Source organism: Paenibacillus sp. S-12 (assembly GCF_030363895.1).
In the GTDB taxonomy this organism is placed as follows: Bacteria; Bacillota; Bacilli; order Paenibacillales; family Paenibacillaceae; genus Paenibacillus_B; species Paenibacillus_B alvei.
This window is the reverse complement of sequence record NZ_JASIUF010000003.1, coordinates 13,872-29,783: the sequence shown is the minus strand read 5'-3', so window position 1 is coordinate 29,783 and position 15,912 is coordinate 13,872. Positions and strand designations below refer to the sequence as shown.

Below are 15,912 nucleotides of genomic sequence, written 5' to 3'. Positions count from 1 at the left end.
GGTTAAAGTAAAGGGGTGATCCTATGCCTGCATTTATAAAAAAACAACCTGTAAATGGATCATTTTCGTAATCCATCATGCAGGTCGCAATTTCACTTTATATTATTTCATCTTGATAAATGCATATTTGTACTCTATCTGGCCTTATGTATCATAATCCGATGAATAACACCAAAAAGAGAGCGTATATTAGTACGCTCTCTCCTTACTAAAAATAAATATTTTCTCATTTTCTAAAATTGCAAATTAGAGTATCTCCACTGATTATCTAGGGCCTTCCATACATCATTCGTTTCAGCTCCCACATACCAGTAAGCGAACCCAGCCACATTGCGGCTGCTTGCCATTGCATACTTTGCAGCAAGCGAACGGCTGTCCTCCGCCCAAACTTGATGTCTTGCCCCGCGCTCTATGAAATCTGCTACGTATTGCGATGTCCGGTCATCCCACTTTGTCTTGCGCGTGCGCAGTAACTCTCCTTGCTCAATTAAGGTTAGTTCACGGGAGGTTACGCTTTTTCCGCTTACCGTCCAGTCCCGTGAATAGAAGGGGAAGGCGGTTATCACTTTATGAGACGGCACTGATTTCAACAGCTTGTCGAGTGCTCGCTGCAGCCATGGCAAAGAAGACACAGAACCCGCCGTTGGCGCTCCGTCCCAATGCTCATCGTACCCCATTAGCACCATGTAATCCGCTGAATTGCCGAGAGCAGCATAATCGAACGCCTCCGTCCAATCTGTACCCAAATCAGGAGACACATCGATAGACAAAACCGCATTATTTTGATGCAGCTTAGCAGCCAATTCCGACACAAATGCAGTTAAGGCCTGTCTGTCCTCCGGACGAACATTTTCAAAATCAAGATTCAAACCATTCAGTTTATACGTCTTCACAAAACCGATAAGCTTCGTAATAACTGAGGTCTTCTTCGTCGGATTGGTAAGCACTTCATGTGTCAGATCCGCATTGAAACGGTTCCCCACAAGCGCCCACACCTGCTTGCCATTGTTCTTGGCCCATGTCAGAAGCGTCTTATCTGTCTGATCAGTCACCGACTCCTTGGCATCGAGGAAATACCATCTTGGTGAAAGGGTATTAACGGTTGATCCGGACACTTTCGAGATATATTGCTGAGTCGTCAGCTCATGCTTCCACCCCATCTCAATTCGCTTCGGCGGAGCTTTTGTCAAAGCTTTCGACCAATCCGGTCGCTGAAGAGCTCGATTCAATACAACAGCCGTTTCTTGACGGGTCAATGAATCGTTCGGTCGAAATCCTTCCTCGTCACCATTCATCAGTTTCAGCTTTTGCATGACGCTAACATACGGTTTCGCCCATTTCGCAATTTGAGAGGCATCTGGATAGGACAACACCCCAGAATCAGTCTTTGCAGATTGCTTAAATGCACGTACGATAATCGCTGCGGCTTCTTGCCGGGTTACGGCCTGCTGAGGCTGGAAGCTCCTCTCTCCTGTTCCCTCCACCAAATGCAGCAATGAACCAGCTTGCACAGCCCCATAATACCAAGCGCCGCGCGTAACGTCATCATAGGCTGGAATATCGCTTGCCACGGGCTGCAGGTTGAACATTCGATTGACCATCGTGATGAATTCTGCCCGGCTCACAGATCTCTCCGGCTCATATAATCGGTTACCGGAACCCGTCACAATGCCTTTCTTATACAGATTGATGATATCTTGCTGTCCGTAAAGCCCAGTAATATCATCGAAGGGCAGTCCTGTGCTTTTCGACTCTCCCCATGCCAGACCTCCGGTTATAAACATAGCGGCAATAGCTGTTAATATGACAATTTTACGTCGTAGAGTCACTTCCATAGCCTCACTTTGCTAGAGATAAAAGATGATATAATGCGCTATCTTCCATCCTAGCAAAAAAAGACTTTTTCATAGATACTAAAATATTGGAAATTCAATTACATATTTGTATGTTTATAGGACTATACTGCGTGTGAATACGTATTTCCTACATAGAAAACAAGGAGTAGATCTCATATTAAACAAAAAGAGCCACTCGGGAGATAGTCTCCTTACATGGCTCTGTCACTATACAACATTCACTATTGAATTATATAAACTAAGTATTATTAATATTCTTCTTCTGGATAATGCGGCTGCGGCTTATTTTCATTCTGATTTCCAGTTTCTTTGTCTGGGGTCGATCCGTCAGTGTCATATCCATTGACTTCAAATGTAATAATCTTGTCGAAGAAGACATAATCTTTCCGGTTCTTGAATGGCCCTTTATTATTGTTATGCTTGTCAAATGCGAACATAACCTTTCCGTTTCCAGAAGCACGTCCTTCGTACCAATTGATGAATGCTTCTACTTCCGCCATCGACAGGTCGTATTCCTTTTGAATACCGTTGTTTAGCGTAATGAAAAGCAATGCACGGCTGCCAGGTTCATTGTTACCTGGATCAGGATTTGTAGGATTTGTAGGATTTGTAGGCGTTGTACCGCCAGACTTCGGAGTTGCAGATGCTTCATTGGATACTGAACCTTCAAATGTTCCGTATAGCGAAGCAACGATATAATAATATGTTGTTCCGTTGGTAACAGATGTATCTGTATACGTGTACGTACTGCTCGTAACAGTAGCAATTGATGCATACGAGCCACCTGCAGTTGTACTCCGTTTTACATTATAGCCCGTAGCGCCTTTAGCGACGTTCCAATTCAGAACAACTTTTTTGTCGCCACCAGATGCAGTTAATTGAATTGGATCAAGAGTAGGCTCCTCTTCGCCTGTACCGAAAACGTTCCATTCGTAAGGATAAACAGTAGCCCCTGTTTTTGACTTTAGAACGACTGTTGACACATTTTTAATTGGTTCAGGAAGAGTTTCTACTTCCTTATTTTTAGTGGCATCGTAGGCAAGTAGAATATTATTTTGCTCATCATACAATTCCAGGGTCACTTCACCTTGAGCATTCACAATAAATGAAGATATTTCCTTAGGCATTTTAAATGTATACCAAACATGTTTACTCTTACCCAGTGATGTATAGGTGGCTTCCTTGTTATCTGTTATTTCTCTTATTTTTTCTTTTGTATCTCCAATAACTGGACCTGCGTTAATTACTAGACTATCCAACAAACCACCGGTGTATTTTGTTGCTGACGGCATGATGCTGCTTTCCGGAGAGTTTTTACTTTCGCCAGCTTCATTAACTGCTGACACAACATAATAGTAGGTCGTTCCGTTTATTACAGACTTATCCGTATAAGTTGTACCACTAATATTGGCTACAAGTAATGCATACGGGCCACCTGATGATGTTGCTCTTTTCACATTGTAGAATTTTGCAGCTGTTGTATCCCAATCTAGCTTAACAATTTGATCTCCACCGTATATCCAGTTAATCTTCGTTGGTACTGGTGGGGTCGAAGGCTTTCCAAATAAATTCCATTCATAAACATAAGCAGTCCCCGGTTTCCCTTTCACTACTACCGTTGACACGTTTTTAACTGGTGTAGGCAGTGTCTGAACACCGTTAATATGTAATGGAGTATAGGAATATAACAAATTGTAGTTGTTATCATAAAATTCAATATCGACACTATTATCATACTTTATTACGACTGAATTTATTTCTGTTGGCTTGTTAAAAGTATGCCAAACGAAAGTCTTATTGTTAATGCCAACATATGTTGATTCATTGTTATCCGTGATTTCTTTTACTGTGCTTGTTGGATTGTTAATGCTTGTCCCCATATCGATTGCAAGTCCGTCAAGATAGCCACCGGTATATTGCGTCGCATTTGGTTTAATATTCTTCTGCGGTGAATTAACACTTTCTCCCGCTTCATTGGCTGCAGTCACTACATAAAAATATTCAGTTCCGTTAGTCACTGTGTTATCGGTGTACGTTGTATCAGCTATATTACTTGCCAACAAGGAATACGGGCCACCTGATGATGTGGATCGCTTTATATTGTAAGACTTCGCTGCAGTAGATACCCAGTCCAATCGAACAAACTTATCCCCACCCTGAATCCAGGAAATCGTTGTAGGTGAAGGAGGTGCTGATGGTATTTCGAATAGATTCCACTCATAGACATAAGCAGTAGCAGCAGATTTCAATACAACCGTAGAAACATTTTTAACTGTTGCAGGTAGTGTTTGAATACCATCAATTTTTAACAGGCTATAATTTGAGATCAGATTACTTTGATCATCATAAAATTCAACAGTAATTGCACCGTCATATCGCAAAACTAGTGCATTTATATCCTTCGGAGAAGGGAATGTATACCAAGCTAAGTTTTTCCCCCCCATCGAAATATATGACGAGAGATTATTATCTGTCGCTTCCGTTACTGGTTTCCCTTGCCCAATTGCAGGCCCGACCTGAACTGGCAGACTATCCAATAGTCCACCCGTAAATTGATTCGCTGCTGAAGCTTTAACAGGACTTAATACAACGAGTCCGATGATAAAAGCTAGCATGAGAATTGGCAATCTCATTTTTCTCATTTCTGTTCCCCCTAGTTATAAATAAGTTAGCTCCATCCTCCATCCACCCATAGCCATGTTATTTGTATTTTTATGTATTTGTTTTGCTATGAATTTAACGAATGGGATTAGCAGGAAGAATATATCACAATTTTTCCTCCCTACACCAAACAGTAATTAACAATCAAGGGGGATAATTCATATTTATTATTCTTGTTCTCAAATTCTTCAAATTTTTCACTCTCATTTCACTTACTATGTGTAAAAGAAGAACAAAAACCACAGAAGGTATAATTCTGTGGTTTTTGTGATTTGTTAGCAGCAAGATTATATAAGACTTGTGTATCAATCACGGAACAAAATAATTAGTAATGAGGCAAAAGCAGCTATGCCGTCACACTGACTATGCTCGTTGGATCGCCGATTTTAGACCAACGAGGTGCTAGTCGACACTTCAACAAGAAAGGAAATGACAGCCTCATTAAATGCTGCAGCGGAATCCGCACTGAAAATATGTGCGGCGCCCTGAATCTCAACATAACGCGCATTCGGAACACGATTCGCCATGAGCCGGTAAACAGCAGCTGGAGGCGACATAAGATCCCCGCTATGAATAAGACGGGCATGGAAAGGGAGCTCATGTGCATGAATGCATCAAAGCCGACAATCCCCTCTGCCACATCTGTGAGCGATTGTCCATCGGCCGTTGCTGCTAATCCGTGCCATATCTAATAAGTCTTCAGTCTTTTCCGCCTTTTGTTTTTCAATAAAAAAGGTTCACTCAATCCGTTTTTACGGCTTGAGTGAACCCTTATCTATTGTCGCTGTTATAAAAGGTCTTATACTATCTTAAAAAAGTGTCCCGTAACTAACAAATTTAATGACTGGTTACCCCGAATAATGACGCTGTCGCATTGCCTCATACAACAGAACAGTGGTAGCCATCGCGACATTCAGCGATTCCGCTTGTCCGCGCATCGGAATAATAATCGTGTCATCCACTAGTGTTTGCACCTGCTGTGACACTCCCTGTCCTTCATTGCCGACGATTAGCCATGACGCATGGCGATAGTCGTAGCTATAGCAAGAATGCGTTGCCTGTAAGCTGGTGCTGGCTAGACGAACTCCATGTGCTTGCGCCGCAGGAAGCAGCTCCGTCAAGTCACCTTCCACCACTGGCAAATGAAACAGCGAGCCCATGGTCGAACGAATCGTCTTCGGGTTATAGAGATCGACGGTTCCTTTGCCAATGACAACACCGTCTGCACCAACTGCATCTGCAGTTCGAATAATCGTTCCGAGATTGCCTGGATCCTGTACGCCATCAACAACCACCACCAACGAATTGGGCGACGCCAGCAAGCTATCTACAGAAGCGGAGGGTTTGTGCGCGATTGCAATGACAGGCTGCGGAGTTTCCGTATCACTGCATTTGCGGATAATGGCATCCGTCACCGCAATCCATTCGGTATTGTTGCCTAGACCTAAGGGAGACGCATTTTCAGCATGATTATGGAACGACTCCAGCTCCTGCGGTATGCCTTTCTCCAAATCATAAGCAACAACATCCACCTGCAGCCCAAAGCGCAGCGCTTCTTGAACAAGGTGGATCCCTTCTACGATGAACAAGCCTTCACGGTTGCGGTGCTTCCGTTCTTTTAGTTGTACCCAGCTTTTCACCTTATTATTTTGTATCGAAGTAATGCTCAATGATTCTCTCATGATTCCGAAAATGCCAGCTCCATCGTATTCAAATGATCGTTCTGTCCGATAATGACAAGCACATCTCCTTCTTTTATGCGATCCTCTGCATATGGAGAAATGTTCGTCTTGCCATTATTTTTAATCGCCATGACGTTGCATCCATACTTTGCGCGGATATCAAGCTCCTTCAAGTTCTTGCCGATCATGAGCGGCGTCGCGCGAATCTCGACGATGCTGTGATCATCCGACAGCTCGATATAATCCAAGATGTTAGGCGATATCAGATTGTGCGCAACGCGCATCCCCATATCTCGCTCAGGGAATACAACCTTATCGGCGCCAATTTTGCTTAATACTTTGCCGTGCAGCTCATTTTGAGCTTTGGCTACAATCGTCGGCACACCCAAATCTTTCAAGATAAGGGTAGTCAATATGCTCGCCTGAATATCTTGCCCAATTGCAACGACGACAACATCGAAATTGCGGACGCCAAGCGCCTTTAACGCATCCTCATCTGTAGACTCTGCAGATACCGCATGTGTAACCATATTGGCAACATCCTGTATTTTTTGTTCACTTGAATCAATCGCCAGCACTTCAAATCCCATCTTGCTTAAGCTTTTCGCAACACTAGTGCCGAAACGCCCCATACCGATAATGGCAAATTGTTTTTTGGCAGCCATAGGTTCACCTTCCCCATTTTCCGACAACATTCTTATAACCTCCATTATAGCATGCCCATCTCTGCAGGTGAAACGCCAATCCTTCCACGTATGAGTGTCCTGTACTCAGGGAACGTTAAAATATGAAGCTGGCATGTTCCGCAATGTATGCTTAGTGGCGATCTGGATGAGCTAAGACATAACTGCCTATACGCCATTCTATACAACGGCGGAATAATGAACAGCAGCACGCGAAGGAAGGAGAACTGCCAATGGCTGTCACATTGAATTTGCGTCAAGCAATTGTACAAAAAGTAAAAAATAAGCCAGATGAAGATATCGTCGATATGATTGAAGGCTCCATCGATTATGACGAGCGCGCATTGCCCGGACTTGGCGTATTGTTCGAAATGATCTGGAAAGCAAGCAGCAGCGAAGCTCGTCAACAGTTAGTCGACACACTTCAGAGCAAGCTGAAAAGCGACCAAGCTGCAAAATAATTCATCAGCATCATATTTTCTATTTTTCGACAATTCCATTATGCATGCCCCACATGAAAAAGACGCAGAATTCGTAAAGCTCATCCCCCGAGTTTTATGGTTCTGCGTCTTTTTTACATATCGCTTTACATTGACGCTGCGTCAAACGCTACAATGAATGCATATCGAAGCAAGGAGCTGATGCCCATGAAAATTCAAGAAGCCGCGGAGCAACTCGGTATGACCACGAGGGCAATACGCTTTTATGAACAAAAAGGACTGCTGCCTCCGCTCACGAAAGAACAAAATGGCTATCGCATATTCAATGAAACTGATATGAACCGGCTACGAACAATAGGGGCTCTTCGCGAGATGAATTTGTCAATTGAGCAAATTCGTTGCTGCATTGATGATGCGATTCTAGGAAATATGGAATCAGTCCGTCCCTTCTTATTAGAAAAACGACAAGAGCTGGCTCTGCAATATACCGAGCTAAAGCGACTCATTAATCAGATTGACAAGCTTCTCAATTATGAAAATGAAAATTCGAATCAAGGAGAGATGATGATGGGCAGACTGCATGCAATTGGCGAGCAATCACGACAATACCAGAAACTACGCAGTGATTGGAGCGATCGTTGGAATTTTGATAAGCAAGCAACACATTATGATAAGCTAGTGGCGAATGGTACTGGGCCGTTGGATGTACATGCAAATTATGAAGATATCCTTGATCGGGTCTGCCTAGAAGCCAAGCCGAAGCCAGGCGCACAAGGGCTGGAGATTGGCGTCGGCACCGGCAACCTTGCAGGCCGCTGCGTCAATCAAGGGGCGGAGATGACGGGAATTGACCAATCAAGCGCCATGCTGGAGCGATGTCGGGAAAAATGGCCGAACATTCGGCTGCTGCAAGGCAATATGTTAGCATTGCCGCTGGCGGATGAGGCATTCGACTTTATTGTGTCAACCTATGCGCTGCATCATGTAACGGATGAACAGAAGGAAATTGTTCTGGCGGAAATGTGCCGTGTGCTGCAGCCAAGCGGGCGCATCGTTATCGCAGATTTAATGTTCCGGGACGACGCGCATCGCGCCTCCTTCATTGAAGACTTGAAGGAAGCAGAAGACTTTGAAGGCATTGAGGCAGTTCATGATGAGTATTTTGCCGATCTTTCCAGACTGATTGCTTGGTTGGAAAACCATTCCTTTGAAGTAAAGGCAGAGCAACTGAATCATTTAATTCATTTGCTTGTTATTTCGAAAGGAGAAGCATAAAGTGCCTACCAATCCGTCAAAGGATCATATTCCTAACCCAAGCCAACAGGATGCAGCCTTACAACAAACGAACAATAAGCAGATTCAATCCGCCATGTCTAATAACCCCGATCATAACAACATTTATGCACAGCAAGCAGCTGATTATGACCGCATGATCCATTACGAGGACGATGAACTCGAGTGGAAGTATTCTGTTCAACAGGTGCTTGCAACGAAGCCTTATGATCGGATTGTAGAGCTTGGTGCAGGAACAGGAAGATTTACGCGTGTTGTATTAACAGAAATGTCCAACAAGGAATGGCCAAACGGTTCCTATATCGCGCTGGACGCCTCTACGGCAATGCTAGAGCAGTTGAAGAGCAATATAGAGTGCGATGCATTTTTAGGTAAAATTACCGCTCCTACAGCCGCTAAGTTGCACATACAAGAGGCTGTGCACCACAAGCTGCCTCTAGCTAACCATTCTGTTGATCTGATTGTAGCTGGCTGGACGGTTTGCTACGGGGTTTGTGAACTCAATGATCGTGAGCAGCAGGTTGAGGCTATTGCCCGCATCATGAACGAACTGACTCGCGTGCTGTGTCCCGGTGGCCGTATCGCAATATGGGAGACACTTGGGACGGGTGTAGCCGCTCCTGCTGTTCCAGCTTCTCTGCAAGTCTATATACAAGCATTAGAAGAACAGTACGGGTTCCATCGTACAGAATTGTCCACTTCCTTTCGCTTCCCCTCGATGGAGGAGGCCAAGTACATCACGAATTGGTTCTTCGGCTCCACTGCCTGCGATCTGCTTACACCAGATATAGATGGCAGTGTCGTACTTCCATCCTACACAGGCCTTTGGGTCTGGGATAATAATATAGCCCGCCATTGATTTGGCGGGCTTTCACTTTATTCTCTTTAAGGAGCTGTCTCCATAAACTTCAAATCTGGCATTTTATCCATAGCCGTACGCATCGCATACTCATTTTCGAACAACGCGACAAAGTTGCCGTTCTTGTCCTTGACGAGCTGTGAATTGATACGGAACTTCGCAGGATCAATATCCTTTGGATTTCCCGTTACCCATCTTGCAAACTGATAAGTGAGGCGCTGCAGCAACACATCAACACCGTACTCCGCCTTCATCCGATATTCGAATACCTCGAATTGGAGCTGACCGACTACGCCCAGTATCGTCTCGTCGAATACACCCGTGGAATGGAATACTTGAATTGTACCTTCCTCAGTCAACTGATCGACGCCTTTTTGATACTGCTTATGTTTCAATGCATTTTTAACCGTCACTCGGGCAAAAATCTCAGGAGAGAAGGTTGGCAGCTCATCGAACACCACTTCTCCGCCTTGACTCAGGCTATCTCCAATCCGGAAAATGCCCGGGTCGAACAGACCAATAATATCGCCTGGGAATGCCTCCTGCACGATATCCCGATCCTGGGCAAGGAATTGCTGCGGTTGCGCAAGCTTAATATCCTTGCCTGCCCGTACATGCTTAACGGACATCCCGCGCTCGAATTTGCCGGAGCAAATGCGCAGGAAGGCAATGCGATCCCGATGTGCCGGGTTCATGTTTGCTTGAATTTTGAAAATATAGCCCGTAAACTTCTCGTTCGTTGGATCAATTGAACCTGTTGTCGACTGACGAGGCGCTGGCTTCGGAGCCAACTGCAAGAAGTTCTCCAGGAAAGTCTGCACGCCGAAGTTATTTACGGCACTTCCGAAGAAGACTGGCGTCAACTCACCGCGTTTTACTTTCTCGTAATCGAACTCATCGCCCGCTACATCTAATAGCTCCAGTTCTTCGCACAATTGATCATGCAAATAGTCACCTGCAATTTGGCGAATTGCCGGATCGTTATAATCCTCTACCTTCTTCACACTGATCTTCGTGTTATCGTCCTGGAACAGCTCGACTTGGTTCTTCATGCGATCATATACACCGCACAAGCCGCGTCCCATGCCAATCGGCCAGTTCATCGGCACAGAGCGGATACCAAGCACTTGCTCGATTTCTTCCATCAATTCGAACGGGCTGCGACCTTCGCGGTCGAGCTTGTTAATGAATGTGAAAATCGGGATACCACGCTTCGCACATACTTGGAACAGCTTAATCGTCTGTGCCTCAACACCCTTCGCTACGTCAATCAACATGACAGCAGCATCGGCTGCAGTCAATGTACGATACGTATCTTCACTAAAGTCTTGGTGACCCGGTGTATCCAAAATATTAACGCGATGTCCGTTATAATCAAATTGCATAACCGAAGACGTAACCGAGATACCGCGCTGCTTCTCGATTTCCATCCAGTCACTCGTTGCATGCTTGCTCGCTTTGCGAGCCTTGACCGTACCTGCGAGACGGATGGCGCCCCCGAACAGGAGAAGCTTCTCTGTCAATGTCGTCTTACCAGCGTCTGGGTGAGAAATAATCGCAAAGGTACGACGCTTCTCTACCTCTTGCGCTAATTGTTCGGATAATTTACTCATATCGTTAGCCCTCTCATCACAAAATCACGTAAGTCCTATTGTAACACAAAATACGCCATCCTATAAATGGGTTGAAGCGAACAACGTGCAAAAGAATATGAGATTTTCCCATAGTGCTCGTCCTCGTCGTCTTACATAGACCATTGCGACCCCTCATTTTTTCCTGCCCTTCCCATATAAAAAACCGCCTTCCTCTCCCATGGAGAAAACAGGCGGCTCTGATTTAATAAATCATTTTTTTACATTATGATTGCGCAAGCAAAGCACGGACGGCAAGCGTTACGATGTTCAAGCCATCTGCTGCTTCTCCCTCATCCACGACCGTCCAATTCAAGGCCAATGAGGAGCGAAGCGACTTTATATCTTCCATACTCAGCTTCAAACCCGAAATTCGTCCCATTTCTTTCGTGTAATGCTCTCCCTCTTGCAAGCCAAATCGCTCCTGCAGCCATACCGATAAACCATTGTTCGTATTAAATGTCATCCGATATCCCACTGCAATTGCTTGAGCGAGAGGCTCATCATGCTCGTTCGCATAGGATACAAAATCGTCAAACGTATACCACTCTTCATTAATCGCTATAAGTTCGCTGACATCCCCTGTACGTGCTGCATGCAGCAGTTGATCATCGGTAATGCCTTTACGACGAGCGCGTTCTATCATAATGGCCGTATTTTGGGATACCCGATTTTCCATAGACATCTATTCCACTCTCCCTCATCGCAAATTGGCGCCAATTAACAAATATTTCACATTATACCATACTAGCTAGGGGATACCTATTGCCTATCGTAATTGCTATACGAAAACTAACTTCAACACTATTTACGCTTGACCATCATTTAAATGGCAAGCCGCGTAGTGCCCAGGAGAAATTTCGCGCCATTTTGGCTCCTCCTGACGGCAGCGTTCAGTAGCAAATGGACAGCGTGAGGCAAATTTGCAGCCCTGTATCTCTGCCAACGGACTTGGCAAATCACCTTGTAACATCGAGATTGATGATCCCGCCTGTTTCGGATCTGGAATAGGAATTGCTGACAAAAGCGCCTGGGTATACGGATGCGCAGGATGGTTGTACAGCTCATCGCTAGGTGCGACCTCTACCAGCTTGCCCAAATACATCACGCCAATCCGATCAGAAATGTGTCTTACCATGGATAGGTCATGTGCTATAAACAGATATGTCAGTCCGTACTCCTCTTGCAAATCCTCCAGCATATTGACCACTTGAGCTTGTACCGACACATCAAGCGCCGAGATCGGCTCATCGCATAGAATGAACTCAGGTCGCACCGACAGTGCGCGCGCAATACTAATCCGTTGACGCTGGCCGCCGCTGAACTCATGCGGATAACGTTCTGCATGCTCCGGCTTAAGACCAACCTTCTCCAACAGCGACAGTACCGTATCACGCTGATCCTTCCGGTTTACTACGCCATGAATCGCCATTGGCTCACTAATGAGCTGCGTAACGTTCATGCCCGGATTTAGTGAGGAGTACGGATCCTGAAATATCGTCTGCATCCGCTTGCGAAACGGCTTCAACTGCTTCTCGTTCATCGTCGCGATGTTATGACCGTCGAACAACACTTCGCCTTCTGTCACATCATATAGTCTTACGATCGAGCGGCCAGTCGTCGATTTCCCGCAGCCAGACTCCCCGACCAGCCCGAACGTCTCCCCTTTATGGATGTGGAAGCTGACGTCATCCACTGCCCGCAGCACTTTTTGAGTGCGTCCAAGCAGCGATTTGGAGGCAGGAAAATATTTCTTCAATCCGCGCACATCCAGCAGTACTTCGTTCTTCTTGCTCATTTCGCAGCCCCCTTCTCCAACCGTTCCAGACGCTCCTCTTCTTCCTTCTGTACGAGCCAGCAGAGCGAGCGATGCCCTGGATCTGTCGTCACGACCGGCGGCATATGTCGGCATTGCTCCATGGCAGAAGGACAGCGTTCCATGAATGGGCATCCTTCCGGCGGATGTAGCAGATTCGGGGGCGTTCCTTCAATTGTGGCCAGACGCTCACGCGTTCCGGTCGATACTTTCGGAATCGAACGAAGCAGTCCCTTCGTGTATGGATGGCGCGGCCGTTCAAAAATATCCTCAACCGTACCCTCTTCCATAATCAATCCGCCATACATGACGATAACTCTTGTACATACTTGGGCCACAACGCCCAAATCATGCGTGATCAGAAGAATCGAAGTACGCGTTGTATCCCGAAGCTCCTTCATCAAGCCAAGAATTTGCGCCTGAATCGTAACGTCAAGCGCGGTCGTCGGTTCATCTGCAATTAAAAGCTCAGGCTGGCAGGAAAGCGCCATGGCAATCATTGCACGCTGACGCATACCGCCGCTGAATTCATGTGGATATTGATCGATCCGCTGTTCGGGAGACGGGATACCGACCTGACGCAGCAGCTCGATTGCCCGCTTTCGCGCCTCGCCCTTCGACAGCTTCTGATGGCGCTGCAGCACCTCAACGATTTGCGCGCCTACCTTTACAACCGGATTCAACGACGTCATCGGATCTTGAAAGATCATTGCGATACGATTCCCCCGAATGCGTCGCAGCTCCTTTTCCGACATATCTAATAAATCATCTCCGTGGAACAGCACTCGACTACCACTCTTAATCTGTCCCGGAGACTGTATTAATCCAATGAGAGACTTCGCTGTCACGCTCTTGCCGCTGCCCGATTCACCGACGATGCCAATGACTTCGCCTTCGTGAACATCGAAGCTGACGCCCCGGACAGACTGCACTTCTCCGTCGCGTGTATGGAACGAAGTTCTCAGTTGTTGAACGGATAGCAGTTCATTCATAAGTCTCACTCCGTTGTGTAGTATCGTTAGTCCTGCATCTGCACCGTTGGCGGCTGATTTCAGACCTAATTAGTGCATACTAGTTTACAGCCCTGCAAATTAGTTTATATCCTGCAAAATAGAAGTTTTCGGTTTCTATGGACTAACGTTGATTCGCTTTTGGCTCAAAAGCAACACGCAGCACGTCTCCGAGGAAGTTGAACGACAGCACCGTAACCAGAATAAGTAATCCCGGGAACAAGGCCATATAAGGCGCCTCCCCGATATACCCTTGCGCGCTGTTCAACATGCTTCCCCAGGAAGCATTCGGCGGCTGTACTCCAAGGCCCAGGAAGCTTAATGATGACTCCATCATAATTGCCCCTGCAATATTGATCGTTGCCGTAACGATAATCGTAGGCATAATATTCGGAATAATATGCTTCCAGATGATGCCGAACGTGCTTTGGCCTGATACACGTGCATACAAAACATATTCCCGTTCCTTGACGGACAATGTTTCTGCACGCACGATTCTCGATATGTTCATCCAGCTAAGCAGCCCAATAATGAGTACGATCGTTGTTATCCCTGGCTTCAAGTAAGCATTTAAAATAAGCATTAAGAAGAAGGACGGTATCGACATTAAAATATCAACAATCCGCATTAACGTATTATCAATCCAGCCGCCAAAATAACCGCTGACTGTTCCTACGGCTGTACCTACCAGCACCGCTATAAACATCGATAAGAAACCGACGCTAAGGGAAATGCGTCCCCCATACAAGGCCCGTGCGAACACATCGCGTCCTTGGTCATCTGTACCGAACCAATGAGATATGCTTGGCGACTGGAGTGTTTCCGTCACAATCATTTTATCTGGATCATGAGGACTTAAGAATGCCAATAGGGAAGCGGCAATGAGAACCGCGAGTAGAATCAATGCTACCAGGGCCAGTTTCTGTTCTTTCAATTGTGTGACGATATTTCGCCATATCATTCGATTCATCTGACTCACCCCGTTGTCTTAATTCGTGGATCCACTACCCCGTACAGCAGGTCAGCAATCAAGTTCCCGACAACCAGCATAACGGAAGAGATCATCGTAATGCCCATAATCACAGGGTAATCCAGTTGAAATACCGAAGTAATCCCTAATGCTCCCATCCCTGGCCATGAAAATACTGATTCAGTAATAAATGCTCCCGCAATCAGTTCAGGGAAGGACATGCCGAGAATCGTAACGACAGGAAGCAGCACATTTTTCAGCACATGGCGCCGCAATACCGTGCCCTGGGTAGATCCGTAGGCATACTGGATTTGGACATAGTCCTCTTCCAGCTGACTTATGGTATGTGAGCGGATGTATCGCATATAGACAGACACATTCATGAAGGTCAGCACCGTACAAGGCAGAATCCCGTGTTTCAGAATGTCAAGCGTCGAATCCACTCCGATTGTACGCATTCCCATACTTGGGAGCAGGTTTAATTTCAAGGCAAAAATATAAATCAGCATAATACCGAACCAGAAGCTTGGGATCGAAATCCCGATATATGACAGTAAACTCAGGCCGCGGTCGCTAAGACGATTTTTACGTGACGCAGCGTACATGCTAAGCGGTACCGAGATGAAAAGTGACAGCAGCATAGCCGAGCCCATAAGACCGATCGTTGCGGGAAGCCGCTCTAAAATTAATTCCGTTACCGGCCTGTGGCTCATCAGTGAGTAGCCTAAATCCCCTGAAAATACATTTTTGAGCCAATTCCAATACTGCACGATGATTGGTTCCGTCAATCCAAGGTCATGACGTATTCGCTCTATATCCTCCGCGTTCATGTTCGGTGTGACGAACGAAAGCACCGGATCTCCCGGTGCTAGTTTGATGAGCGCGAATGATACGATTGAAATAAACCAGAGCAGTGGAATGGCTTGCAGAATGCGTCGTAAGATGTATTTCTGCAATTCAATCCCCTCCGTGCAGGTGCCAGCTCTTGCTGGCGCCTGTATTCTGGATGTA

14 protein-coding genes are annotated in these 15,912 nt (G+C 45.9%); 3 read left to right on the top strand and 11 right to left on the bottom strand.

The features are described from left to right. Nucleotides 1–233 precede the first annotated feature (233 nt). The 5 genes from NO352_RS01500 to NO352_RS01480 form a co-directional block, all read right to left on the bottom strand. Nucleotides 234–1,835 (bottom strand): S-layer homology domain-containing protein, encoded by a 1,602-nt coding sequence (locus tag NO352_RS01500; protein WP_353961215.1) that lies wholly within the window; start codon nt 1,833–1,835, stop codon nt 234–236. Between the two features lie 269 nt (nt 1,836–2,104). Beyond that, on the bottom strand, nt 2,105–4,498 hold the full coding sequence (locus NO352_RS01495) for a fibronectin type III domain-containing protein (protein WP_262866869.1): 2,394 nt from the start codon (nt 4,496–4,498) through the stop codon (nt 2,105–2,107). A gap of 405 nt (nt 4,499–4,903) precedes the next feature. Continuing rightward, the gene (locus tag NO352_RS01490; protein WP_238555926.1) at nt 4,904–5,074 is read right to left on the bottom strand and encodes an alpha/beta fold hydrolase; all 171 of its coding nucleotides are present in this window, start codon (nt 5,072–5,074) and stop codon (nt 4,904–4,906) included. Nucleotides 5,075–5,365: 291 nt separating this feature from the next. After that, nucleotides 5,366–6,199, bottom strand: coding sequence for a TrmH family RNA methyltransferase (locus NO352_RS01485; RefSeq protein ID WP_289354781.1), 834 nt, complete (start codon nt 6,197–6,199; stop codon nt 5,366–5,368). Next, a complete protein-coding gene (locus tag NO352_RS01480) occupies nt 6,196–6,864 on the bottom strand; it encodes a potassium channel family protein (protein WP_040736995.1) in 669 nt (222 codons plus the stop codon). The genes NO352_RS01485 and NO352_RS01480 overlap by 4 nt, the downstream gene beginning before the upstream one ends. A 251-nt stretch (nt 6,865–7,115) precedes the next feature. Between NO352_RS01480 and sspI the strand changes: the two genes are divergently transcribed. The 3 genes from sspI to NO352_RS01465 all read left to right on the top strand — a co-directional run bounded on the left by sspI (nt 7,116) and on the right by NO352_RS01465 (nt 9,474). Then, on the top strand, nt 7,116–7,343 hold the full coding sequence (sspI, locus tag NO352_RS01475) for a small acid-soluble spore protein SspI (RefSeq protein WP_163979489.1): 228 nt from the start codon (nt 7,116–7,118) through the stop codon (nt 7,341–7,343). Between the two features lie 186 nt (nt 7,344–7,529). Beyond that, nucleotides 7,530–8,597, top strand: a complete 1,068-nt coding sequence (locus tag NO352_RS01470; protein WP_289354780.1) for a MerR family transcriptional regulator — start codon at nt 7,530–7,532, stop codon at nt 8,595–8,597. A 1-nt stretch (nt 8,598) separates the two neighbouring features. Continuing rightward, a complete protein-coding gene (locus tag NO352_RS01465) occupies nt 8,599–9,474 on the top strand; it encodes a class I SAM-dependent methyltransferase (protein WP_289354779.1) in 876 nt (291 codons plus the stop codon). A gap of 26 nt (nt 9,475–9,500) precedes the next feature. Here the strand turns inward: NO352_RS01465 and NO352_RS01460 are convergent, their stop codons facing one another. The 6 genes from NO352_RS01460 to NO352_RS01435 form a co-directional block, all read right to left on the bottom strand. Next, nucleotides 9,501–11,087 (bottom strand): peptide chain release factor 3, encoded by a 1,587-nt coding sequence (locus NO352_RS01460; RefSeq protein ID WP_005551188.1) that lies wholly within the window; start codon nt 11,085–11,087, stop codon nt 9,501–9,503. 244 nt (nt 11,088–11,331) lie between these two features. Further along, nucleotides 11,332–11,790: a hypothetical protein gene (locus tag NO352_RS01455; RefSeq protein ID WP_268619979.1), complete on the bottom strand. Its 459-nt coding sequence runs from the start codon at nt 11,788–11,790 to the stop codon at nt 11,332–11,334. 123 nt (nt 11,791–11,913) lie between these two features. Next, complete coding sequence (locus NO352_RS01450) at nt 11,914–12,903, bottom strand: ABC transporter ATP-binding protein (RefSeq protein ID WP_289354778.1); 990 nt, start codon at nt 12,901–12,903, stop codon at nt 11,914–11,916. Further along, complete coding sequence (locus tag NO352_RS01445) at nt 12,900–13,913, bottom strand: ABC transporter ATP-binding protein (RefSeq protein ID WP_005551194.1); 1,014 nt, start codon at nt 13,911–13,913, stop codon at nt 12,900–12,902. The genes NO352_RS01450 and NO352_RS01445 overlap by 4 nt, the downstream gene beginning before the upstream one ends. Before the next feature lie 142 nt (nt 13,914–14,055). Beyond that, nucleotides 14,056–14,901: an ABC transporter permease gene (locus NO352_RS01440; RefSeq protein ID WP_040736943.1), complete on the bottom strand. Its 846-nt coding sequence runs from the start codon at nt 14,899–14,901 to the stop codon at nt 14,056–14,058. Nucleotides 14,902–14,906: 5 nt separating this feature from the next. Continuing rightward, nucleotides 14,907–15,857, bottom strand: a complete 951-nt coding sequence (locus NO352_RS01435) for an ABC transporter permease (RefSeq protein ID WP_005551198.1) — start codon at nt 15,855–15,857, stop codon at nt 14,907–14,909. Nucleotides 15,858–15,912: the final 55 nt, after the last annotated feature.

Bases quoted from the DNA above. Each gene is read 5' to 3' on its own strand.
- NO352_RS01440 (WP_040736943.1), bottom strand. From the start codon at position 14,901: ATGAATCGAATGATATGGCGAAATATCGTCACACAATTGAAAGAACAG.
- NO352_RS01445 (WP_005551194.1), bottom strand. From the start codon at position 13,913: ATGAATGAACTGCTATCCGTTCAACAACTGAGAACTTCGTTCCATACA.
- NO352_RS01460 (WP_005551188.1), bottom strand. From the start codon at position 11,087: ATGAGTAAATTATCCGAACAATTAGCGCAAGAGGTAGAGAAGCGTCGT.
- sspI (WP_163979489.1), top strand. From the start codon at position 7,116: ATGGCTGTCACATTGAATTTGCGTCAAGCAATTGTACAAAAAGTAAAA.
- NO352_RS01470 (WP_289354780.1), top strand. From the start codon at position 7,530: ATGAAAATTCAAGAAGCCGCGGAGCAACTCGGTATGACCACGAGGGCA.
- NO352_RS01490 (WP_238555926.1), bottom strand. From the start codon at position 5,074: ATGTCGCCTCCAGCTGCTGTTTACCGGCTCATGGCGAATCGTGTTCCG.
- NO352_RS01485 (WP_289354781.1), bottom strand. From the start codon at position 6,199: ATGAGAGAATCATTGAGCATTACTTCGATACAAAATAATAAGGTGAAA.
- NO352_RS01480 (WP_040736995.1), bottom strand. From the start codon at position 6,864: ATGGCTGCCAAAAAACAATTTGCCATTATCGGTATGGGGCGTTTCGGC.
- NO352_RS01495 (WP_262866869.1), bottom strand. From the start codon at position 4,498: ATGAGAAAAATGAGATTGCCAATTCTCATGCTAGCTTTTATCATCGGA.
- NO352_RS01450 (WP_289354778.1), bottom strand. From the start codon at position 12,903: ATGAGCAAGAAGAACGAAGTACTGCTGGATGTGCGCGGATTGAAGAAA.
- NO352_RS01455 (WP_268619979.1), bottom strand. From the start codon at position 11,790: ATGTCTATGGAAAATCGGGTATCCCAAAATACGGCCATTATGATAGAA.
- NO352_RS01500 (WP_353961215.1), bottom strand. From the start codon at position 1,835: ATGGAAGTGACTCTACGACGTAAAATTGTCATATTAACAGCTATTGCC.